Origin of the sequence: Gluconacetobacter diazotrophicus PA1 5, from assembly GCF_000067045.1 — a bacterium.
Classification (GTDB): Bacteria; Pseudomonadota; Alphaproteobacteria; order Acetobacterales; family Acetobacteraceae; genus Gluconacetobacter; species Gluconacetobacter diazotrophicus.
Window position 1 is genome coordinate 97,170 of the sequence record NC_010125.1, and the last position, 21,436, is coordinate 118,605.

Annotated in this window: 28 protein-coding genes; 24 read left to right on the forward strand and 4 right to left on the reverse strand. The window is 65.4% G+C overall.

The window, feature by feature from the left end; genetic code table 11:
- The first annotated feature begins 8 nt into the window (after nucleotides 1–8).
- A complete protein-coding gene (locus tag GDI_RS00430; RefSeq protein ID WP_012222329.1) occupies nucleotides 9–542 on the forward strand; it encodes a MerR family transcriptional regulator in 534 nt (177 codons plus the stop codon).
- Here the strand turns inward: GDI_RS00430 and GDI_RS00435 are convergent.
- On the reverse strand, nucleotides 528–1,211 hold the full coding sequence (locus GDI_RS00435; protein ID WP_012222330.1) for a type 1 glutamine amidotransferase domain-containing protein: 684 nt from the start codon (nucleotides 1,209–1,211) through the stop codon (nucleotides 528–530). The two genes, GDI_RS00430 and GDI_RS00435, sit on opposite strands and share 15 nt — an antisense overlap.
- Nucleotides 1,212–1,503: 292 nt before the next feature.
- Here GDI_RS00435 and GDI_RS00440 point away from each other — a divergent pair, with 292 nt between their 5' ends.
- The 4 genes from GDI_RS00440 to GDI_RS00455 all read left to right on the forward strand — a co-directional run bounded on the left by GDI_RS00440 (nucleotide 1,504) and on the right by GDI_RS00455 (nucleotide 5,513).
- A complete protein-coding gene (locus GDI_RS00440; protein ID WP_012222331.1) occupies nucleotides 1,504–2,706 on the forward strand; it encodes a hypothetical protein in 1,203 nt (400 codons plus the stop codon).
- An 83-nt stretch (nucleotides 2,707–2,789) separates the two neighbouring features.
- Nucleotides 2,790–3,218: a hypothetical protein gene (locus GDI_RS00445; RefSeq protein ID WP_012222332.1), complete on the forward strand. Its 429-nt coding sequence runs from the start codon at nucleotides 2,790–2,792 to the stop codon at nucleotides 3,216–3,218.
- Complete coding sequence (locus GDI_RS00450) at nucleotides 3,218–4,264, forward strand: DUF7146 domain-containing protein (RefSeq protein WP_012222333.1); 1,047 nt, start codon at nucleotides 3,218–3,220, stop codon at nucleotides 4,262–4,264. Before GDI_RS00445 ends, GDI_RS00450 begins: the two co-directional genes overlap by 1 nt.
- Nucleotides 4,265–4,586: 322 nt before the next feature.
- Nucleotides 4,587–5,513: a DUF2493 domain-containing protein gene (locus GDI_RS00455; protein ID WP_012222334.1), complete on the forward strand. Its 927-nt coding sequence runs from the start codon at nucleotides 4,587–4,589 to the stop codon at nucleotides 5,511–5,513.
- 9 nt (nucleotides 5,514–5,522) lie between these two features.
- On the opposite strand, the gene GDI_RS00460 is transcribed toward GDI_RS00455, so the two are convergent.
- Nucleotides 5,523–5,732 carry a hypothetical protein gene (locus tag GDI_RS00460; RefSeq protein WP_012222335.1) on the reverse strand — a complete coding sequence of 70 codons (210 nt, stop codon included), beginning with the start codon at nucleotides 5,730–5,732 and terminating at the stop codon, nucleotides 5,523–5,525.
- A 164-nt stretch (nucleotides 5,733–5,896) separates the two neighbouring features.
- On the opposite strand from GDI_RS00460, the gene GDI_RS00465 reads away from it, so the two are divergent.
- From GDI_RS00465 to GDI_RS00485, 7 genes are all read left to right on the forward strand, one after another.
- Entirely contained in the window at nucleotides 5,897–6,337 is a 441-nt protein-coding gene (locus GDI_RS00465; RefSeq protein WP_041249218.1) for a hypothetical protein, read from the forward strand.
- A gap of 602 nt (nucleotides 6,338–6,939) precedes the next feature.
- Entirely contained in the window at nucleotides 6,940–7,266 is a 327-nt protein-coding gene (locus GDI_RS00470) for a DUF736 domain-containing protein (RefSeq protein ID WP_041249219.1), read from the forward strand.
- A gap of 341 nt (nucleotides 7,267–7,607) precedes the next feature.
- Nucleotides 7,608–7,760 carry a hypothetical protein gene (locus GDI_RS20020; protein ID WP_173363360.1) on the forward strand — a complete coding sequence of 51 codons (153 nt, stop codon included), beginning with the start codon at nucleotides 7,608–7,610 and terminating at the stop codon, nucleotides 7,758–7,760.
- 214 nt (nucleotides 7,761–7,974) lie between these two features.
- Nucleotides 7,975–8,202 (forward strand): XRE family transcriptional regulator, encoded by a 228-nt coding sequence (locus GDI_RS00475; protein WP_456303739.1) that lies wholly within the window; start codon nucleotides 7,975–7,977, stop codon nucleotides 8,200–8,202.
- An 11-nt stretch (nucleotides 8,203–8,213) separates the two neighbouring features.
- Nucleotides 8,214–8,492 (forward strand): DNA -binding domain-containing protein, encoded by a 279-nt coding sequence (locus GDI_RS00480; protein WP_012222341.1) that lies wholly within the window; start codon nucleotides 8,214–8,216, stop codon nucleotides 8,490–8,492.
- A 132-nt stretch (nucleotides 8,493–8,624) separates the two neighbouring features.
- A complete protein-coding gene (locus GDI_RS20155) occupies nucleotides 8,625–8,924 on the forward strand; it encodes a transcriptional regulator domain-containing protein (RefSeq protein WP_231854173.1) in 300 nt (99 codons plus the stop codon).
- The gene (locus tag GDI_RS00485; RefSeq protein ID WP_231854174.1) at nucleotides 8,875–9,390 is read left to right on the forward strand and encodes a DUF2285 domain-containing protein; all 516 of its coding nucleotides are present in this window, start codon (nucleotides 8,875–8,877) and stop codon (nucleotides 9,388–9,390) included. Before GDI_RS20155 ends, GDI_RS00485 begins: the two co-directional genes overlap by 50 nt.
- Nucleotides 9,391–9,400: 10 nt before the next feature.
- Here the strand turns inward: GDI_RS00485 and GDI_RS00490 are convergent, their stop codons facing one another.
- On the reverse strand, nucleotides 9,401–10,060 hold the full coding sequence (locus tag GDI_RS00490) for an SOS response-associated peptidase (protein ID WP_012222344.1): 660 nt from the start codon (nucleotides 10,058–10,060) through the stop codon (nucleotides 9,401–9,403).
- Nucleotides 10,061–10,096: 36 nt separating this feature from the next.
- Complete coding sequence (locus GDI_RS00495) at nucleotides 10,097–10,507, reverse strand: hypothetical protein (RefSeq protein WP_012222345.1); 411 nt, start codon at nucleotides 10,505–10,507, stop codon at nucleotides 10,097–10,099.
- Nucleotides 10,508–10,897: 390 nt separating this feature from the next.
- On the opposite strand from GDI_RS00495, the gene GDI_RS00500 reads away from it, so the two are divergent.
- The 12 genes from GDI_RS00500 to GDI_RS00555 all read left to right on the forward strand — a co-directional run bounded on the left by GDI_RS00500 (nucleotide 10,898) and on the right by GDI_RS00555 (nucleotide 21,427).
- Nucleotides 10,898–11,659 carry an ImuA family protein gene (locus GDI_RS00500; protein WP_012222347.1) on the forward strand — a complete coding sequence of 254 codons (762 nt, stop codon included), beginning with the start codon at nucleotides 10,898–10,900 and terminating at the stop codon, nucleotides 11,657–11,659.
- On the forward strand, nucleotides 11,574–13,097 hold the full coding sequence (locus GDI_RS00505; protein ID WP_081482841.1) for a Y-family DNA polymerase: 1,524 nt from the start codon (nucleotides 11,574–11,576) through the stop codon (nucleotides 13,095–13,097). Before GDI_RS00500 ends, GDI_RS00505 begins: the two co-directional genes overlap by 86 nt.
- Entirely contained in the window at nucleotides 13,094–16,258 is a 3,165-nt protein-coding gene (locus tag GDI_RS00510) for an error-prone DNA polymerase (RefSeq protein ID WP_012222349.1), read from the forward strand. Before GDI_RS00505 ends, GDI_RS00510 begins: the two co-directional genes overlap by 4 nt.
- 169 nt (nucleotides 16,259–16,427) lie before the next feature.
- On the forward strand, nucleotides 16,428–16,721 hold the full coding sequence (locus tag GDI_RS00515; protein ID WP_012222350.1) for a helix-turn-helix transcriptional regulator: 294 nt from the start codon (nucleotides 16,428–16,430) through the stop codon (nucleotides 16,719–16,721).
- Complete coding sequence (locus tag GDI_RS00520) at nucleotides 16,721–17,785, forward strand: replication initiator protein A (protein ID WP_012222351.1); 1,065 nt, start codon at nucleotides 16,721–16,723, stop codon at nucleotides 17,783–17,785. The genes GDI_RS00515 and GDI_RS00520 overlap by 1 nt, the downstream gene beginning before the upstream one ends.
- A complete protein-coding gene (gene parA, locus GDI_RS00525; RefSeq protein WP_041249221.1) occupies nucleotides 17,782–18,420 on the forward strand; it encodes a ParA family partition ATPase in 639 nt (212 codons plus the stop codon). The genes GDI_RS00520 and parA overlap by 4 nt, the downstream gene beginning before the upstream one ends.
- Nucleotides 18,417–19,160 (forward strand): DNA-methyltransferase, encoded by a 744-nt coding sequence (locus GDI_RS00530; RefSeq protein ID WP_012222353.1) that lies wholly within the window; start codon nucleotides 18,417–18,419, stop codon nucleotides 19,158–19,160. Before parA ends, GDI_RS00530 begins: the two co-directional genes overlap by 4 nt.
- Complete coding sequence (locus GDI_RS00535) at nucleotides 19,157–19,399, forward strand: ribbon-helix-helix protein (RefSeq protein WP_041249222.1); 243 nt, start codon at nucleotides 19,157–19,159, stop codon at nucleotides 19,397–19,399. Before GDI_RS00530 ends, GDI_RS00535 begins: the two co-directional genes overlap by 4 nt.
- Entirely contained in the window at nucleotides 19,396–19,860 is a 465-nt protein-coding gene (locus GDI_RS00540) for a DUF2840 domain-containing protein (protein ID WP_012222354.1), read from the forward strand. The genes GDI_RS00535 and GDI_RS00540 overlap by 4 nt, the downstream gene beginning before the upstream one ends.
- Complete coding sequence (locus GDI_RS00545; protein WP_012222355.1) at nucleotides 19,857–20,399, forward strand: S26 family signal peptidase; 543 nt, start codon at nucleotides 19,857–19,859, stop codon at nucleotides 20,397–20,399. Before GDI_RS00540 ends, GDI_RS00545 begins: the two co-directional genes overlap by 4 nt.
- Nucleotide 20,400: 1 nt before the next feature.
- Entirely contained in the window at nucleotides 20,401–20,739 is a 339-nt protein-coding gene (locus GDI_RS00550) for a DUF736 domain-containing protein (RefSeq protein ID WP_012222356.1), read from the forward strand.
- Nucleotides 20,726–21,427: a lytic transglycosylase domain-containing protein gene (locus tag GDI_RS00555; RefSeq protein ID WP_012222357.1), complete on the forward strand. Its 702-nt coding sequence runs from the start codon at nucleotides 20,726–20,728 to the stop codon at nucleotides 21,425–21,427. The genes GDI_RS00550 and GDI_RS00555 overlap by 14 nt, the downstream gene beginning before the upstream one ends.
- The last annotated feature ends 9 nt before the right edge of the window (nucleotides 21,428–21,436 follow it).

Here is a 21,436-nt window from a genome sequence, read left to right on the forward strand (position 1 = left end):
GACGGAGCATGAAGATCGGTGACCTCGCGAAACAGACCGGCCTCGCGCCCTCACGCATTCGCTTTTACGAAAGCATCGGCCTGCTGACGGCCGTGGAGCGCAAGGCCAATGGCTACCGGACCTATCCGCCGGATGCGGCCGTTATTCTCGGCCTGATCGCCACCGCCCAGAAAGCGGGGTTCACGCTGGACGAGATTCGCGTCCTGCTGCCAAGCGACCTGAAGGATTGGGATCATGACGCGCTGATCGGTGCGCTGACGCGCAAGGTCGCCGATATCGAGGCGCTGGAAGGCCGCCTCGCCCAGAACAAGGCGCAGTTGCGTCACGTCATCGAAAGCATCGAGACGCGACCAGCGGATCTGGACTGTGCCGACAACGCACGTCGCGTGCTGACGCATATCCTGAATGGCGATGAGGAGACGGCGGACGCCCGCACAGGGAGCGCTCCCCGGTCCAGGCCAATGGCTTCCCGCGAGCCCTCTGGTGCGGCGCGGGCCAGACGCGCCGGTGCTGACACGTCGCCGGTTTCAGAGCAGGTCTGAAATCCTGCGTGCCGTGGCCTTGGCCGAGGCGGGATTCTGCCCGGTGATCAGGCGACCATCCGCGACGACGTGGGGCACGAAGGGCAGGAATGCTTTATCGTAGTGCGCGCCGCGGGCTTTCATCTGCGCTTCAGCATTATAGGGCATCTCTTTTGCCACCCCGGCCAGGATTTCCTCTGTCCATGAGAAACCGGTGATCTTCCTGCCGGCGACCAGCAGGCTGCCATTGGAAAGCCGCGTGTTCAGCAGCCCACAATAGCCGTGGCAGACGGCGGAGACGATGCCGCCCCGCTCCCAAAGATTACGCGTGATGGCCTGAATCCCCGCGCTATGGGGAAAGTCCCACATGACGCCGTGGCCACCCGTGAAATAGATGGCATCGAATGTCTCCGGGTCGATGTCGTCCGGCCGCGCGGTCGTGGACAGCAGTGCCATCCTCGCCGGGTCGTTCAGCCACCCCCTGGCTGAGGCATCCAGCAATGGCCATTTCAGGGCACGGGGTTCCAGCGGTGCGCGGCCACCCCTTGGGCTGACGAGGCTCTGCTCGAATCTTCGGGCCGCGAATACATCCCAGGCATGGGAAAGCTCCGAGAGCCACAGACCGGTCGCGTGGGAGGGGTCATCGTAGTGGGCGACATTGGTGACAACGTGAAGAATGTGCTTCGACATGACAGTACCTCGTGATGCGCCGCGCCATCTGTAACGTTCAACCATGCTTGAGGGTCAAGAGATCACTTTGATGACATGCGGTTTTTGCAGTCATTCAATCCGAAAGACGACATTCTGCTTTCCCCTCCCATTGCTGTCGTGATTTCGGGTAAGTGAAGGGAACACCGTGTTCCGAGATGAGGGGCTGGGTATTTCTGGGGTTGGATGGGATCCCGCGTGGGAAGTGGTGATCAGAGGAAGAGGGCGGCTTCGCCTTTGGTGCCGAATAATCGGCATTAGAGGAGAGTTTTCCATGACCACGACCACCATCCTGCCCCCTGCGTCCCGTGGTGCTGCGTCCGGCGGCTTTAAGATCGATCCTTCGCGTGGCGGCAGCAGCGCCCGCGTCTCGTCCGAATGGTTCTCGCGTCCTGATGACGAACGCTATCTGTCGCTGTCCGATCTGCATACGGCCACGCTTGCCCGTGCCGAGCGCGCCACCGCCCGCACCGTCGAGAGTCGTGGTATCCGCGTTGAAGCATCTCGCGACAACGCCGAGCGTCTGACCCTGACTGTGCCGGGACAGAATGAGCCGATCGCCCCCACACACTGGTCGTTCGGCCAGATGTGCAGCCTTGTCGGCGCGCCATCGTCGTACCTGCGCAACCTTCCAGCGCCACTGGCAGCGATCAACCTGCAGCATGGCCTGCTGTCGCACCGCGCCGAACTGATCAAAACACTGGAAACCGAGGATGGGCGCGTGGAACTGCGCGCCGTGACCGGTCCCGATTATGGCCGCATCTGGGACCATGAACTGGTGGGCGCGGTGCGCAAGATCGCGGGGGATGGCACAGGCGATACAAACTGGAAGGTGCCCGGCGTCATCGACTGGGCGACCATGACCCATAATCCGTATGTCGACATCACCAGGGAAACCACGACGCTCTACGCATCGGATCGCGATGTGTTCCTGTTCCTCGTGGACGATACGCATCCGATCGAGGCGGGACGCCTGCCCAATGGCGACCCCGATCTTTATTTCCGGGGTTTCTATGCCTGGAATTCAGAAGTCGGCAGCAAGAGCCTCGGCATTGCGTCATTCTATCTACGCGGAGTGTGCCAAAATAGAATGCTCTGGGGCGTAGAAAATTTCGAACAGATCACGATCCGGCATAGCAAGTTCGCAGCCTCGCGTTTCGTGCATCAGGCGACGCCCGCGCTGCGGAATTTCGCCACGGCCAGCCCGGCGTCATTCGTCTCCGGCATTCAGGCCTCGCGCAAGGCGCTGGTCGCAAAAACCGATGAAGATCGGGAAAGTTTCCTGCGTCGTCGCGGGTTCTCCAAACCGGAAACCGCGAAGATCATCGAAACGGTTTTGCATGAGGAAGGGCGCAAGCCCGAGAGCGTGTTCGATTTCGTGCAGGGGATAACGGCGCTGGCGCGGACGAAGACCAATCAGGACACACGGCTGGATCTGGAAGAGAAGGCCCGCAGGTTGATGGAACGGGCTTCCTGAAAGCCGCTTCTCCGTCTTTCCGTCAATACGCCTTTACGAGCCCGGCCGCTGCGCCGGGCTTTTTCGTTTCGGGAGTTTGTCCGATGGCTGATTTCGTCACGCATTTTTCCTGCGTTCTCGACGTGGGTACGGTGGACAATGCCGCAAAGGCGCTCGATCTCTACAACGCGTTCATGGATGAACTGGCGGCGGAAGATCCGCCCTCTGACGGGTTCCGGCTTTCCGTAGAACCGGAATATGGTGGCACCAAGCTCTGGATGCGCGATGACGTGACCGGTGATCCGCAGCAGGTCGTGGAATTCGTGCTACGCTGCACACGGACATTCCGGCTGCGGGGTCGATGGGGGTTCCAGTGGGCCAATACGGCCTCACGTCCCAGGATCGGTGCCTTCAGCGGTGGCGCGCATCTGCTTGACCTTGGCAGGCGCAAGACGATTTCATGGATGACCACCGATCGCTGGCTGGCGATTGCCCTCGATGGCGGCGATCCCGAGAGTGGAGGGAAGGGGTGATGGTCGGGCATGATGCAGGCGATCTCGCCCGTCGTCTGGCGGAGAACGCAGAGGCGGTGTGCCAGCGGTATCTGTCCGCCGGTCGCCGTCACGGCAATTACTGGCTGGTCGGCGACGTGCGGAATACGCCGGGGCGGTCGCTGTTTGTCCGGCTGCACGACACCGCCAACGGCAGGGCCGGAAAATGGACCGACGCACAGTCGGGCGAGCATGGCGACCTGCTCGACGTGATCCGTGAAAGCCTCGGCCTGGTGGATTTCCGCGACGTGGCCGATGAGGCGCGAGCGTTCCTCAGCCTGCCACGTCCCGACCCGGCATCGTCGTCACAGGATCGTCCGGTCCGTGAACGTGGCTCCGCCAGTTCTTCCGAGGCCGCGCGTCGGCTCTGGGCCATGTCCGGGCCGATCACGGGCACGCCCGTAGAAACGTATCTTCGCAGACGCGACATGACGCTTTTGCACGGAGCCGGAGCGCTGCGCTTCCATCCGCACTGCTTTTACCGCCCGGACGAGGACAGTCCGACCGAGACCTGGCCCGCGATGATCGCCGCCGTCACCGACCTCGATGGCACTCTGACCGGCGTGCATCGCACCTGGCTGGCGGCGGACGGGCGTGGCAAGGCGCCGGTCGATCACCCACGCCGCGCGTTGGGTGGGCTGCTCGGTCACGCCGTGCGCTTCGGGGTGGCAGCCGACGTGCTGGCCGCCGGCGAGGGGATCGAGACGGTGTTGTCGCTGCGCCAAATTCTGCCCGATCTGCCGCTGGCCGCCTGCCTGTCCTCGGCACATCTCGCCGCCATGATCTTTCCGCCGCTGCTACGCCGGCTCTACGTCCTGCGCGATGACGACCCGGCCGGGGACCAGGCGCTGGCGACGCTGCAGGCCCGCGCGGATGATGCCGGGATCGAGCTGATCGGCCTGTCGCCCCGGCTGGGCGATTTCAACGATGATCTCCGTGCCCTCGGACGCGGGGCGCTGCGGGCGATCCTGCATCCCCAACTCGCGCCAGCGGACGTAGCCCGCTTTCTGGAGGCCGCCGGCACCTGAGCGGGCCGGAAAGAGGGGCGGGCGGTTTCCTTCTTCTTTCGGTGGGTCTGTTCGGCCTCCCGTCCGGCAGGTCCGCGCCTCGGCCTTTCTGGAGGGGAGCGGGCGTCAGCCGGGCCGGGCCTTCAATGGCGGGGCCGGCTATTTTCCGTCGCGCCCCTTGGGGGGCGCTTTACATCGCGAAGCAAAATAGCCGACCCCCTGCCATCCTCCGCTGCGCTGCGGCCGCGCGCGAGCGCGCGGTTCCGGCCCGTCCCTGGTCTGCCGCTATCCGCCCCCGGAAAGGCCGCGAAGGGCGCGGCCGGAGACCTGGGAGGGCAAAAACATGACCCGCACCGACGATTTCGAACCGCCGCACGCCGCTTCCTCCACCGCCCATGTGCTGGCTGAACTCCAGATGTATGGCTACCGTCCCTTCGAGGACGAGCCGGACCCGAGGCCGCTGCCTGAAGCTCCGCGCATCGGGGGTGCGGTCGCCGACATCTTCGACGCCATCGCCGCGACCCTGACCGACACCCGGCTGGAACCCGACCTTGAAGCGCTGCTCTGGTCCACCGTCAATGTCTTCCATCGCATGGTCGGCCAGGTCGAGCGTGAGCTTGACCGCAACGAGGCGGCGCAGAAACGCAGCCAGCAGGAACAGGATGGCAGCGAGATCCGCTCGGTGGAACTGGAGCGGCTGATCGCCGAAGGGCTGACCCTGATCGAGCGCCGCAACGCCTACGAGATCTTCCGCGACGAGGCGCAGGAGCAGTTCGAACGTCTGACCCTGAGCGCATGGCGACCGAAGACCGGCTCGCTGCTCTCACGCCGGACCATGACGGCTTCCATGATCGATAGCCGTGACTTCCTCAATGCCCGACGTCGCGCCGAGGGCGAATTGCTGGTCCCGCCCGGCCCCAAGGTCGTCGTCACTGGCGGTCTCGACTTCGACGACCATATCCTGATCTGGGACCGGCTGGACAAGGTGCGCGCCAAGCATCCCGACATGGTGCTGCTGCACGGTGGCTCGCCCAAAGGCGCCGAATTCATCGCCTCTCGCTGGGCCGATCACCGCGAGATCGTGCAGATCGCCTTCAAGCCGGACTGGACGAAGCATGCCAAGGCAGCGCCTTTCCGCCGCAACGATGCGCTGCTCGACACCATGCCGATCGGCGTCATCGTCTTTCCCGGCACGGGCATCCAGGAGAACCTGGCCGATAAGGCGAAGCGCCTCGGTATCCCGGTCCTGCGGTTCGGCGGCGGCGCGTAAGCGCCGTTTTCAGTCCGGATCGCCCGTGACCGCGATCCGCGCGGAACGGGCATAAAAGGCCAGTTCGATATCGCCGGGCACCAGAAGATCGAGCAGGCCCTTCATGTCCTGCATGTCCGAATAGGACTGAAACGGCCGTGGTTGCCGCTCGATCGCCAGCACTGCAATGGCGAGCGCCTTTTTAGCCAGATGCAGTTCGCGCCCCGTGATTTCCGCCATGACGTCTTCTCCCTGAGAGACGATAACGATGCACCTCCGCGTGCCGGACGCCAGTATGATTCTCGTTCCGTCGACAGACCATTTTCGCTATGATGAGGGTCGCGCCGTGGTGGTGGTGGCAGGCGCGACCGTCAGATCATGTCATCTCTACGGGAGCCGCCACCATGGTAATCTTCGCACCGTTCCTGATCGTCACCGGCATCGGATTTTTCTGCTGGCTCATCTTCACGCTCGCGGTCTTCGCCTTGCCGTTTGCCGGTGGGCTGTATGCCGGGCTCTGGGCGTTCCATACCGGCGCCGGAGTGATCGGCGCCCTGATCGTCGGCGTCATGGCGGGTATTGCGACTTTCACGCTCGGCCAGATCGCACTTGCCTGCGCGCCGTGGATCTGGCTGAGAGGACTGATCGTCCTGCTCTATACGGTGCCCGCCGTCATTGCCGGCTATAGCGCCACCCATGGCCTCGCCCAGATGATGATGCCCTCCGCCATCTGGCAGTCCTTCTTTTCGGTCATTGGCGCCATCGCGGTCGGCATCACCGCGGTCGTCCGCTTTACCGGCATGCCCCCGCCCGAACCGACCGGCGGAAGCATCGCGCGGGTCTGACGGCCTGCACGGTAGCCGGTGGGCAGGCCTGGATCAGGCATTTCGTGGAGACGCGCATCCTGTCGTCATGAGAAAGGCGGGGTGTGGCGATAAAGCCTGGCGCAACGTGCATCCGCCCCTGATGGTCCCTCTCGCGGGGCTGTCGGCTCCGGACCGTCTTCCTGTTCTGCGCGCGTTGACAGAAACAGTGGCCGACGCGGTGTGCCCGCGGGGCACCCGCCCACGAGAACGGGTCATGGTCACGGCCGGAACGGCCTGGTGACGATGCCTGGCTTCTTCTCTGCCGGATCCTGCACGCCGAGGGGGCATCATGTCCTCCGTGATGTGCGCTCTGTCGGGTCGCGCACGCATACGGCCTCTGAAAATGGCTGATCTAGCCGGAGGGCGGCTTCGCCTCGATCGGCTATGGCGCAACAGCGGGCCATAATTTTCTTCCCCTGCCGGCTGCGCCGTCATTCCGCGCGCACCAAGAAAATTCCGTCCCGCCGTCCTCCGCTGCGCTTCGGTCCCTGCGGGATGCACCGCCGCTCGCCTCCGTCTGTCCGATCGCCATCGAGGCCGCAATGGTGCGGGCTCGATAACAGAGATCACGGAGCAGTATCATGGCCACCATCGGCACCTTCAGGAAGACCGGCAACGAATATGTCGGCGAAATCGTCACCCTCTCGGTTCAGGTCCGCAATGTCCGTATCGTTCCCGACACCGGACGCCAGAGCGAGAACGCCCCCAGCCACAGGGTGTTCGTCAACAGGGCCGAGATCGGGGCGGCCTGGTCCAAGCAGTCCAACGAGGGACGCAGCTATCTGGGCCTCAAGCTGGATGATCCGAGCTTCAACGCCCCGATCTTCGCCAATCTCTTCAACGACGAGGACGGCGAGACCTACAGCCTGATCTGGTCCCGCCCCAACGGTCGCCGCAACGGCGACTGAAGTGCCAGCGATCCCCCGCCCGGCCGGTCCGGGCGGGGCCTTCGCATGACCGATCGGGAACTGGCGGGCGGGCCCGCAACGGTTGCGCCGTGCCCGATCCGCCGGTGTGCGGGCAAGAAACGGGAATAGGGCTTCCCTCAGTCTTCCCATTGTACCATGCCCGGCGTGAACCGCCTCAAGGACGCGCGGTCCCCCCAATTTTGCCCGGCGCCCCTGCGGGCACACCAGACAAAATCGGCTCCCCCGCGCGCCGCTGGCGCGGTCGCCGGCGGCGATCCCTGACCCGGTTCACGCGTGCATGAGGCAACGGCCTGTCTTCGAGAAACGAAAGGAGCAGGACGATGACCACGCTACACGACCAGATCCAGATGCTGCGCGCCGAACTCACCAGCTACGCACTCAGCCGCCGCGAGCGGGCACAGATCGAGCGCGAACTGAAGCAGGCATGCGCGCAATTCGCGGCGGACCGCTACGATGAGACACCCCCCGCATAGAACGGGGGGCTTTTCGTATGGTCGCCCGTACCTTCGGACATCCAGACGCCGGTTCCACTTGGCCATCATCCTGAAAGAACGATGTTGAATCTCTCTAACGCGACTATTATAGTCGTATTTCTGGTGTGCATGCTCCGCGTGTCGGATGTGATCATGGATGATCACTGGCCGACAGGTTAGGGCGGCACGGGCACTTCTGAACTGGACACAGGAGATGCTCGCTGAAAAAGCCCTCGTAGCACTGACCGCGCTGAAGCGCCTTGAATCCGAACGCGGTCTCGGCGTCCATGAGGGCACGACCGACCAGGTCCGCCGTGCGCTGGAGGCGGCGGCCATCCTGTTCATCGAGTCCGGACAAGGACGCGGCGTCATGTTTCTTCACGAGACTTCCGGTAATGAAGCGCGGCAGGCTAGGGTGCGTCGCGTTCGTTCTCCGACCTGATTGGCCCCACCATGCAGAAGCCCCCGCTCGACCCGCCCGTCGCCGACAGCGCCCCGGAAGCGTCCTGTCTCACCGGCTACGACGAACAGCACCTCATCACCTATCTGCGTCTGCTGGACGCCGAGGCCGACGGTGCGGACTGGCGCGAGGTCGCCCGGATCGTGCTCCACCGCGACCCGGCGGCCGATCCCGATGGTGTCCACCGCTGCTGGCACAGCCATCTGGCTCGGGCGCACTGGATGACCAAGCATGGCTACCAGCATCTGCTGCGTGGCGGCGCCCCCCACTGATACCCTGAATCGTTGCGTAATCCGCAAGACCTGTTGCATTGCCGGGGCGTAGCGGGCAGCGGGATGGTCTGGCATACTCTCGCGAGCAAGTGCTTGCCCAGTTCCCACCCGTTACGCATCGGAGACGACGCCATGAGCCGCGCCACCTGGCGGTCGGCGGGCGCGTACGAGGGCCTGCGGTCGCTCGACGCCCCTGCCTTTGCCTTGCAGTTTGTCAGTCGCAATCGGGACTTTATCCGTGAGCGTGCCACCCTTCAGCGCGCCCTGCGCCGGGGTGCCTTGATGCAGCCAGATGCCGAGGCGTTCGCCCGGCGCTGGGGGTTGCGATTTCGAAAGTGTCCGCACTGCGCTGAACCCGCGTACTGCGTTGTGGAGTGCTGCGGTGCTGCCGGGCGTGATCGCGCTGATGGAAGCACCGACCGGTCTCGCTGACCCGGATCACCCGCCGTTCACCTCCGTTTTTATCGGATTGCCGGCGGGCCAGGTTGGTGAACTCCTGCTTGAGCGCCCCGGCGTCGTTCTGCGCCTGCATCTGGTGACGTCGGAGATCGAAGCCCTCTCTGTCGTCCTGCCGCTCGACGCCCTGTTCGAGGTGCGCGTCCAGGCCGCGTTGCGGCTCTGGCGCGCGTTGATGGGCCGGCGCTCCGGACCCGATCCCGCGACCTTGTCGCCAGATCGGGTCACTCGGCTGATCCTGGCGCTCCGTACGCTCGATGGGTTGGACGCCGGGGCGACGCAGCATGAGATCGCGTTCGTCCTTTTCGGTCAGAAGGTTTCCTCACGGGACTGGCTCTCGCACGATCTGCATTTCCGCATGAAACGGCTGGTGCGTTTCGCGCGCGTGCTGACAGAAGGAGGATACCGGCGCCTGCTGCTCCATCCGTTCCGGGGACGATAGCGAGAGGGGGCTATTGCCGTGATGGGTCTTCCGGGGTCGCCCTGGCAACAATGGTCAGCGTGCCGTCAGGCAACGGGTTCTGCAAGAGCAGCGCATCGTCGATCGGCGCCGTCATCCAGCGGTCGATCTCCTCCCCGGTGGCCAGGACCACCGGCATGGCCTCGGGATGAATGGCTCCGACTTCGTGGTTCGGCTTTGTCGTAAGAAAGCCGAACAGGTCGTCCGTCGTCTCTCCGTCCTTCGCCTTGCGCACGGACGTCCACCGGCACCAGATGCCGGCAAAGAAAGCGAGCGGACGCGTCTCACCGAACGCGAACCAGGCCGGCGGCCGGGAACCGTCCGGCTGCGGTTCGGGCTCGGCGAAGCTGGTAAAGGGCACGACGCAGCGATGCGCGACATCGAGCCACGGCCGCCAATGCGGCGACTGCGGATTGCGGATGTTGGTCACGCCCCGATCGACCGTCTTGCCGGCGAGATAGCGGGGCGGCGTCGGCATCCCCCAGCGCGCCATCATCAGTTCGCGCCCGTCCACCGAATTGCGAACGATCGGCGCCATCATGTTGGGATAGATGCCAGGTAACGGCGGGAGATTGCCGGTGCGGTCGACCATGACCTTTGCGAGGTCGCGGATCGCCTGCTGGTTGGTGGTCATCGAAAACAGATTGCACACGGATCGCTTTCTCTTCCCTCGTCTCGCACGCGATGGCTATGCCCGCGAAGTCCAGCCGACGAAGCTCAGCCAAAGGCCTAACAGCAGTACGATAGCGGCGGCGATCAGCAACAGCGGGGGCGTTTCCACGATCGCGGCCGTCATGGCGGCGCCGAGGCTCGGCACAACCATGAGCGCCGCGCCCTTGAGCGTGATGACAATGCCGATCAGAGAAATTGCAATCGCACTCGGGCTCTCCCACCGAAGATGGAGTGCGACGATGGCGAGGCCCGCCATCAGGGTGAACGCGCCGGTGGCCAGCACCAGTGGGCCGTTCTGCATGAAGACCGGCAGCAGCATGGGCAATGTGCCCAGGCGGGCGAACAACGCGACAGCGAGCACCACGAGATAGGGCCCGATGATACGGGCCAGGGTTTGCGTCCGAACCGCGGGAAGATCGTCGGGCATCGGTATCTCCATACATGCGGCAATGGGAGGAACGCATGGAGCGAAGGCAAGGAACACATTATTTTTCGCGAAGTTGCGCCATCCTGACCTGCCCCTGGTGGTCGGGGACTCGGGCGGACGGCGGATCCCGGCTCTGGCGCCGTGCATGACGGCCTGGCCTTGCGCCGCGTTCAAGCCGTCGAGAGGGGGGCGCTCTCAGCGCTGCGGACGTAACCCCCTGTCCTGCAATGGAATCACGGTGTCGCTGCCACGATGTCGATTCCGGCTTTTCCGCCTGGGGCGACCCCTGCACGTGCGATGCGGCGTTGACTCTTGGATAGAGTAAGGAACAAATAGGGAACAAAAGACCCCGACCGCCGGTTGGGAACCCATCCCGGAAACCGATCGACCATGTCCACGCCCCTATCCCGTCCCCCGCTGGAGGCGCTGCGGGACCAGATCCGCCGTCTCGAAGGATCGGCCACCCGCCGACGGGCCGTGCTGCCCTTTGGCATCCGTGACATCGATCGCCGCCTGCCGGGTGGCGGCCTGGCGCTCGGCGCCTTGCACGAGGTGGCAGGCGGCGGGAACGACGCCCTCAACAGCGCGGCCGCCGGGCAGTTCGCCGCCGGCATCGCCGCGCGCACCAAGGGCAAGGTGCTGTGGATTGTCACCCGCCAGGATCTGTTCGCCCCCGCCCTGAAACAGGTCGGACTGGGTGGAAGCCGGGTGATCTATGTCGAGGCCGGGGCGGACCAGGATGTCCTGGCCTGTTTCGAGGAGGGACTGCGGCATGGCGGTCTGGGTGCCGTCGTGGCCGAGGTCGCGCGTCTGTCGATGACCGCCTCCCGCCGGCTGCAACTGGCGGCCGAGACGTCCGGCGCGCTGGGGATCGCCGTCCGCCGCTGGCGCCGGCAGACCGAGGCGGCTGATTTCGGCCAGCCGACCGCCAGTGTCACGCGCTGGCGGATTTCGGTCCTGCCGTCTGAATCCCTGCCGGTGCCCGGCGTCGGACGGGCGCGCTGGCTGCTGGAACTGATCCGGGCGCGGGCGGGAGAATCCGCCGATTTCGAAGTGGAGGCTTGCGATGGCAAGGGTCGTCTCTCTCTTCCTGCCGCTGTGGCCGACGGACCGGATCAGGAAAAGGCTGGGCGCCGACGCACCCGCGCCTGAGGCGCCGCTGGCGCTGGTCGGGCGCGAGGGACGACGCCGCGTCGTGCTTTCGGTCGATCTCGCCGCCCGCAAGGCGGGCGTGCGTCCCGGCACGCCGGTCGCCAAGGCGCAGGCGCTTTACCCTGATCTGATCACCATGGATGCCGACCAGGAGGGCGACCGGACCGGGCTGGAGAAACTGGCGTTGTGGTTCCAGCAGCGGATCGCCCCCCTGGTGGCGGTGGACGTGCCTGACGGTCTGGTGCTGGATACGACCGGCGCCGATCATCTGCATGGCGGCGAGCCGGCCATGCTGGCGGAAATGGTGCGGCGGCTGCGAGACGCCGGCATCACAGCCAAGGCTGTGGTCGCCGACACGCTGGGCGCAGCCCATGCGCTGGCGCGCTATGGCCGCGCGCGCACTCTGGTGGTGCCGGCCGGGGAGACGGCCGCCGCGATCGCGGACCTGCCGATCGAGGCCCTGCGCCTGCCGGACAATATGATCGAGGACCTGCGGGCGCTGGGCGTCGCGACCATCGCTCCGCTCGCCGCGATGCCGCGCGCGCCGCTTGCGCTCCGCTTCGGGCCGGACGTCGCCCGCCGGCTGGACCAGGCCTATGGTCGCATCAGTGAGGCCATCCTGCCGGTCCGGCCGGTTGACCCGGTCATGGTCAGCCGGAATTTTGCCGAACCGATCGGGGCCGCCGAGACGATTGCCCGCTATATCGGCAGGCTGGTCCCGCCGCTCTGTCAGGGACTGGAAGAACGCGGGCAGGGAGCCCGGCGTCTCGACCTGGTGCTGCACCGCGTCGACAGCCGCACCGAGGCGATCCGCATCGCCACCGCGACGCCGGTGCGCGACGCCAAGCGCCTGGTCAGGCTGCTGTGCGAGAAGATCGAAACCATCGATCCGGGTTTTGGCATCGAGCGTATGGTCCTGACCGCCACACTGGCCGAGCCGATCGCGCCGCGCCAGAAAATCTCCTCGCTGATCGCGGAGGAAGAACCGGATGTTTCGGATCTGATCGATACCCTGGCCAATCGCGTGGGCCATCGTTCCCTGTATCGCTTCGCTCCGGTGGAGAGCGATGTGCCGGAGCGGTCCTTCTGTCGAGTGCCGGCGCTGGCGCCGGACGACCAGAAGGATTGGCCGGAGCACTGGCCACGTCCGACACGCCTGCTGGCGCGGCCGGAGCCGGTGCAGGCCATGGCGGAACTGCCGGATCAGCCGCCGCTGTTCTTCATCTGGCGTGGAGTGCGGCGGAAGGTGAAATGCGCTGATGGGCCGGAACGGGTGTTCGGCGAATGGTGGCAGGGCGATGCCGAACTGACCACGGTGCGCGATTATTTCCGTCTGGAGGACGCATCCGGCGAGCGGTTCTGGGTCTATCGCTCGGGTGACGGCGAGCACGGGGAAACCGGCTCGCAAGGCTGGTTTCTGCATGGGATCTTCGGATGAGCCGCTATGCCGAATTGCAGGTGACGAGCTATTTCTCGTTCCTGCGCGGGGCGTCGTCGCCGCTCGAACTGTTCGAGCAGGCGAGGGCGCTCGGTATCGCGGCATTGGGCATCGCCGACCGCAATTCCCTGGCCGGCATGGTGCAGGCCCATGTCGCGGCGAGGGCCACCGGCGTCCGGCTGGTCGTCGGCTGTCGCCTCGACCTCGCCGATTTCCCGCCGGTGCTGGTCTATCCGACCGACCGCGCGGCCTACGGCCGCCTGTGCCGGCTGCTCAGCCTGGGCAAGAGCCGTGCCGGCAAGGCCAGATGCCATCTGCTCTGGGAAGACCTGGTGGCCTGGGGCGACGGGTTGCTCGCCATCCTGGTCCCCGACGTCGCGGACGAGGCCTGCGCCTTGCATCTGCGCAAGCTGAAGGACGCGTTCCATGACCGCGCCTATATGGCGCTGACCCTGCTGCGTCGGCCCAACGACCAGATGCGGCTCTACGCGTTGGCGAATCTTGCCCATCGGGCACGCGTGCCCACCGTTGTGACCAACGATGTGCTGTTCCACACCCATGACCGGCGCATCCTGCAGGATGTCGTGACCTGCATCCGGCACAACACCACCATCGATGAGGCGGGTTTCGCGCGTGAGCGCCACGCCGATCGCTATCTCAAGCCACCCCAGGAAATGGCGCGCCTGTTCGGCCGCTATCCCGAGGCGGTCGACCGCACGATCGCGATCATGGAGCGCTGTCGCTTCAGCCTCGACGATCTCGCCTATCAATATCCCGATGAAGTTTCGGTGCCGGGCCAGACGCCGCAGCAGGCCCTCGAAGTGCTGACCTGGGAGGGGGCGCGGAGATTCTATCCCGAAGGGATTCCCGACGAGGTAACGGCCAGCCTGAATCACGAACTCGCCCTGATCGGGCGTATGAATTACGCGCCGTATTTTCTCACCGTGAACAGCATTGTCCGCTATGCCCGCAGTCAGGACATTCTCTGTCAGGGCCGTGGCTCGGCGGCCAATAGCGCGGTCTGCTACGTGCTGGGCATCACCGCCATCGATCCGGCGCGCAATTCGCTGCTATTCGAACGGTTCGTATCGGAGGAACGGGGTGAGCCCCCGGATATCGATGTCGATTTCGAGCATGCGCGGCGCGAGCAGGTGATCCAGTGGGTCTATGGGCATTATGGCCGTGAGCGCGCCGCCCTGACCGCAGTGGTGATCCGATACCGGGCCAAGGGCGCGTTGAGGGATGTGGGCAAAGTGATGGGCCTACCCGAGGATCTGATCGGCACCTTGTCCGGTCAGATCTGGGGCTGGTCGAAAAATGCCGATCCGGAGCAGTTCAGGGATACCGGTATCGACCTGTCCGATCGGCGCATCCGGCTGACGCTGGATCTGGCGTGCTGCCTGATCGGCGTGCCGCGGCATCTGTCGCAGCATCCGGGGGGCTTCGTGCTGACCCATGACCGGCTCGACGAGTTGGTGCCGATCGAGCCCGCCGCGATGGATGATCGTCAGATCATCGAATGGGACAAGGACGATATCGACGTCCTCAAATTCATGAAGGTCGATATCCTGGCGCTGGGCATGCTCACCTGCATGAAGAAGGGGCTGGATCTGCTGGCCGAGCATAAGGGGCAGCGCTTCGCGCTCGCCACCATCCCGGCCGAGGACCCGCTGACCTACGCCATGATCCGCCGGGCGGACACGATCGGCGTCTTCCAGATCGAAAGCCGGGCGCAGATGTCGATGCTGCCACGGCTGAAACCGCGCGTGTTCTATGACCTGGTGATCGAGGTCGCCATCGTCCGCCCCGGTCCGATTCAGGGTGATATGGTCCATCCCTATCTGCGCCGGCGTGAGGGCATCGAGCCGGAAGAGTATCCCACCCCCGAACTGGAAAAGGTTCTGAAAAAGACATTGGGCATCCCGCTGTTCCAGGAACAGGCGATGCAGGTGGCCATGGTGTGCGCTGATTTCACCGCCAGCGAGGCCGATCAATTGCGCCGCGCGATGGCCACCTTCAAGAACACCGGTACCATCGGCAGGTTCCAGACCAAGCTGGTCGAGGGCATGAAGGCGAACGGCTATACAGAAGAATTCGCCGAGCGGATCTACCAGCAGCTCGAAGGGTTCGGATCCTATGGATTCCCCGAGAGCCATGCGGCGAGTTTCGCGATCCTCGCCTATTCTTCCTCCTGGCTGAAATGCCATCATCCCGACGTGTTTCTGGCGGCTTTGCTCAATTCCCAGCCGATGGGCTTCTACGCGCCCGCGCAACTGGTGCGCGACGCGCGCGAGCATGGCGTCGGGATCCGGCCGATCTGCGTCAACGCCTCCCGCTGGGATAGCACGCTCGAAGGGCCGGAAACGGCGTGCGGCCGGTTCGCCGTCCGGCTCGGCATGAGCCTGGTCAAAGGCCTCGCCAATGCTGACGCCGCCCGCATCGTTGCTGCGCGCGGAGCGCGGCCCTTCGCATCGGTGGACGATCTCTGGCGCCGCGCCGGCGTACCGGTCGCGGCACTCACCCATCTCGCGGAAGCCGATGCTTTCCGGCCGGCGCTCGGCCTCGCCCGGCGCGAGGCGCTGTGGGCGATCAAGGCGCTGCGGGACGAGCCTTTGCCGCTGTTCGCGGCGGCGGCCGTCGCGCGCGAGGCCGAGGAGCCGGACGTGCTGCTCCAGCCGATGCGCGCCGGGGCTGAGGTCACGCGCGATTATAACCGGATCGGCCTGACACTGCGCGATCATCCCGTCGCCTTTCTCCGCGACGATCTGCGCCAGCGGAAATTTTTTTCCTGCCGTGAAGCCCATGAGGCACGCGATGGCAAGCGGCTGGATGCCGCGGGGCTGGTCCTGGTGCGCCAGCGCCCCGGCTCCGCCGAAGGCGTCGTGTTCCTGACCCTGGAGGATGAAAGCGGCGTCCTCAATGTCATTATCTGGAAGGATATTTTCGAAAAATATCGCCGTGTCATCCTTGCGGGGCAGATGCTCGGCATCAAGGGGCGGCTCCAGAAGGAGGGCGAAGTCGTGCATTTGGTGGCGCTGGAGATCACCGATCTCTCCGCGCTGCTCGCCGATGTCGGCAACCGCGATTTCGACCGAGGCCATGGAGCTGCTGTGGATCATTCAGTCGAGACACTCTCCGTAAAATCAAGAAATTTTCATTGATTCAGAGACCGACGGCGGGAGCCGTCACGGCCATTCTATCCGCTTGTCCAGGACCGATCTCGTCCCCCGGTGAGATCGGTCCTAGTTCCAAAATACCCCTCTCCGCCACGCTGATCCCCGCTGGCCGCATCTGTCCCGCGGCCCCAGACAGCGATCACGGAGCCTTCTCATGTCCGCCAATTACAGCGATCTGCCGCCGCGCTATCTGCGCACGCCCGACGCCTCGCGCTTCGTCGGACTGTCCATTCGCACACTGGAAAAACACCGGATTTACGGCACTGGTCCGCGCTATTCGAAGCTCGGCGGCCGGGTGGTCTATCGGGTCGACGAGTTGCAGGCTTGGGTCGAGAGCGGGGCACGCGCCCATACCTCGGATACCACCGCCGGCACCGTGTCGGCCGCCGCGCGGCAAAGTCCGCTGATCCCGCCGACACCGGCGACCTCACGCGGGAACAGACGCTGATGCGTACGCCCGATCGGAACCAGTCCGAGCGCGCGAAGCTCGCGGTGTTCCGCGCCATCCCCGGCACACTCGCCCCGCGCGACGCGCAGGATCTGATGGCATTTCCGTTCTTCAGCCTGTCCAAGACAGTGCGGACCGTGCCGATCGATTTCCGGACCCCGGACGTCACCATCCGCGTGGAAGCGACCGGCGAACATGGCATGGCCACGATCTGGGATGCCGACGTGCTGATCTGGGCGGCGAGCCAGATCGTGGAAGCACGGGACGCGGGTCGTTGCACCTCGCGTCTGATGGTGGCGACGCCGCATGAAATCCTGGCCTTCATCGGCCGGGGCGACAGCGCGCGGGATTACCAACGGCTGGAAGCGGCTTTCGACCGGCTGCAATCCACCACGATCAAGACCTCGCTGCGCCACGCCGGTGCGGGACAATTGCACCGGTTTTCCTGGATCAACGAATGGAAGCGGCATACCACGCAGGAGGGCCGCGCCCGCGTGGTCGAGCTGATCCTGCCGGACTGGTTTTACCAGGCCGTGCTCGATGACGCGTTGGTGCTGACCATCGACCCGGCCTATTTCCGACTGACCGGCGGAATGGAGCGCTGGCTCTATCGGCTGGTCCGCAAGCATGGCGGCCGCCAGCGCTCAGGCTGGAAATTCGATTTCCATGTCCTGCATCTCAAATCGGCCAGCCTGTCGCCATACCGTCGCTTCGCGTTCGAACTCCGCGGCATCGTCCGGCGGCAGCCATTGCCCGGCTATCGCTTGGCGGTCGAGCGGACCGCTGACGGGTGTGAAATCCTGACCTTTTCTCGCGACAGGTTATCCACATCCTCATGTGGACAAACTGTGAGTCCGTCCGTGCTATCGGGAACGCCCGAACCGGCGAAAGCCGTGACTTCGGGAACAGCGAAACCGTGCTTATGTGAACAGAAATCGCCGAATCGCGACATTGAATCAGAGGGTTATGACGCCCTTAACTTAGAATCTAACTTAAAAGAATCTAACTTTAAGGATGTTGGCACCCCACATGATCTGTGGAAAACCCCCGGAGAGGGGCGGTGATCGTGGCCTTCCTCAACCAGAAGGGCGGCGTCGGCAAGACGACGCTGGCGCTGCATCTCGCGGGCCAATGGGCTCGGGAAGGCCGGCGCGTGACGGTCATCGACGCCGACCCGCAGGGCTCGGCGCTGGATTGGTCGGCGCAGCGGGCGCGGGAGGGACTGCCACGGCTGTTCGGCGTGATCGGGCTGGCGCGCGACACACTGCACCACGAGGCGCCGGAATTGGCTCAGGGGGTGGATCACGTCGTCATCGACGGCCCGCCTCGGGTGGCGGCGCTGCTGCGCTCCGCCCTGCTGGCGGCCGACCTCGTGCTGATCCCGGCGCAACCCTCCCCGTTCGACGGCTGGGCCTCAGCAGAAATGCTGCGGCTGCTGGAAGAGGCGCGACTCTTCCGTCCCGGCCTGTTGGCCCGCTTCGTGCTCAACCGCTGCGCCGCACGCACGGTCATTGCCCGCGAAACGCGGCTCGCGCTGGTGGGGCATGAGCCTGCCGCTCTAGCGGCGCGGATCGGCCAGCGGATTGCTTTCGCCGACGCCGCGCGCACCGGCCGCCTGGTCTGCGACCTGCGCCCGCACGGGATCGCAGCCCGCGAAATCGCCGCCCTGACGGCCGAGATCGGGGGACTGGTGCCATGACCCTCCTGACCGGCGACAGCGCGCTCCTGATGCCCTGGCACGGCCCCTACGACATGATCCTGGTCGATCCCCCCTATGGCGATACGTCGCTCGCATGGGACCGATGCGTGCCGGACTGGCCGGGCAAGGCGCTCGCCGCCCTGAAACCGAGTGGCTCGCTCTGGGTGTTCGGTTCACTGCGGAGCTTTCTTGCATCCAGCGCCGCATTCCGGAATGCGGGCTGGAAATATGCCCAGGAACTGGTCTGGGAGAAGCAGAACGGTTCCAGCTTCCATGCCGACCGTTTCCGCCGCGTGCATGAATTGCTCGTCCAGTTCTATCGCGACGATACGCCCTGGCGTGCCGTTTACAACTCGGTCCCGACCACGCCCGACGCTCGGGCGCGCACGGTCCGGCGGAAACACCGGCCGCCGCATATGGGGCAGATCGATGCCGGCCATTACGTCAGCGAGGATGGCGGCCCGCGCCTGATGCGTTCCGTGATTCCGGTCCGCAATGCGCATGGCCGCGCCATCCATCCCACCGAGAAGCCGGTGGCCCTGCTGGAGATCCTGATCCGTACGAGCTGCCCGCCGGGCGGTCTGGTGGGTGACTGGTTCGCCGGATCGGGTGCGGCCGGTGTCGCCTGCCGATTGGCTGGCCGGCGCTATGTCGGCTGCGAGATCGATCCTGTCATGGCGCAGAAGGCGCGTGACCGTATCGCGTCCGTGCTGCCGCTCGGTGAAGGAATTTCGCCATGACGGAACGTCGCACGCCGCCCGGTTTCGCCGCGCGTCCCGCCGATCCTGAGCGCTGGGTCAGGGCGCCGGAGAAGCCTGCGACCCCCAACCGTTTTACCGCCCGGCTGACCATCGACGTTACGCCGGCGCTCCGCGCCCGCCTCAAGGTCGCGGCGTTCCAGCGCGGCATCACGGTCGCCGACATGCTGCGCGTGCTGCTGGCCCGCGAGTTCCCCGATACCTCTGGAGATGTGCCATGAACGACACCCTCGCTCATGTCGAACTGACCTGGATCGAGAAGCGCATCGAGCACTGGATCCGCTTTGGTCCAGTCGCCCATGAGCAGATTCTTGATCGTCGCCGACGGATACTGAGCTTTCCTCCGGACGCCGTGTTCGCCTTCCTGCGCTGGGCGGCGAACGATTACGGCACGGTGGTGTCCTGCATCGACATCGTGCGCGTTACCCGTCCCGGCGAGCCGTATCAGACGGTGCCGTTCGTGCGCCCTGGTGGTGAAAGCCTGCTGCGCCAGAGCGGCTGGCCGAAGGTCCGGCTGGTGCTCGAAGTGATCGATCGCATCGAGGCGACCGGTATCGACCCAGTCGACGTGGCCCCCGAGCATTGGCGGCATCTGCACAATCGGATGCTCGCCGGGCAGGCACCACGCCCCTACACGCGCGACCGCCATGATGCCTGGTTGCGCCGGAGGGCGGTATCATGACGCGCTTCGGCTGGTTCTTCACCACGTATTTCGCAGTCCTCGGTGCCGGCACGTCATTGGCGATCCATCCGGCGCCCCGCCTGATCTGGAATGCCACCGCCAGCACGCCGGTCGGGCTGTATCGCCTGCAATCGGCCCGCTCATTGCATGTCGGCGACCTGATCGCGATCCGGCCACCCTCCGACATTGCCACGATGCTGGCGCACGGCGGCTATCTGCCGCTCGGTGTGCCACTGCTCAAGCCGGTTGCGGCACTGCCGGGGCAATTGGTCTGCCGGATCGGCACCGTCGTTTCGGTCGATGGCACGGTGCTTGGCGATGCGTTGGCCCGCGATCATCGCGGCCGTCCGCTGCCGGTCTGGCAGGGATGCCGGCACGTCCTGCCCGGGCAGATTTTCGTCATGAACCCGGCGGTCCCGACCAGTCTCGACGGCCGCTATTTCGGCGTCCTGCCGGTCGATGCAGTGCTCGGCCGTGCACAGCCGCTGTGGCTCGTGCCGTCATCGATGTCTCCCACCCCCAAGCAGAAACGAGGCTGACATGGCCCAGATTGGAACTTTCACGCGCACGTCTGACGGCTTCGCCGGGCGCCTGCGCACGCTCGCCCTCGACGTCGAACTGACGATCGTGCTGGCGACATCGTCGGACGCCGAGCATGCGCCCGACTATCGCGTCCATCTTGGTGACGCCGATGCCGGACCGGAGGTCGGCGCGGCCTGGAAACGCACCGGCGAGAAGGCGGGCACCTATCTCTCGCTGGTTCTCGACGACCCCATACTGGCGCAGCCGATCCGGGCCAACCTGTTCCAGTCCGACCGTCAGGGACGTGCCTTCCATCTGGTCTGGAACCGTCCGGTGAAGCGCGATGATCGGCGGTAAAATGGGGCCACGGCTGTTCGGTGTCGCGCTTCCGGTCGTCGTTTCCATGACGATATCCGGGCATGTCGCGGTCGCCGATCCCTACACCGACATGATCGCGGAAGCAGCCACGCGCGCGCAGATTCCGGCCGCATGGATCGCTGCCGTCCTGCACGCGGAGAGCCGAGGCGATGCGCGGGCCGTGTCATCGGCGGGTGCGATGGGGCTCATGCAGGTGATGCCCGGAACATGGGCCAGCCTGCGCACGTCGCTCGGCCTTGGCGACGATCCGTTCGACCCGCACGACAACATCCTGGCGGGTGCGACCTATCTGCGCTGGATGCGGGATCGCTACGGCGAGGCCGGGTTTCTCGCCGCTTACAATGCCGGTCCCGCGCGCTATGACGAGCATCTCGCGACCGGCCGGCCGCTGCCTGCCGAGACGCGGAACTACGTCGCGTCGGTCAGCGCGCGGCTGGCTCTTCCGCTTGCCGATGACATCGCGGTCGGCGCTCTGGCTGCACCATCATGGCAGGATTCTTCCCTCTTTCCGGCCTCATTCCTGCGCACGGGCGATGCGTCCGGGCCTGTCGATAGCGCACACGATCCGGCACATTCATCTGGTTCCCGAATGACCGACTGGACGGCGCTCGCACCGCAATCGGCCGGGCTGTTCATCGCGTCAGGGCATGGGGAGGCGCGCCGATGATCCCCGTTC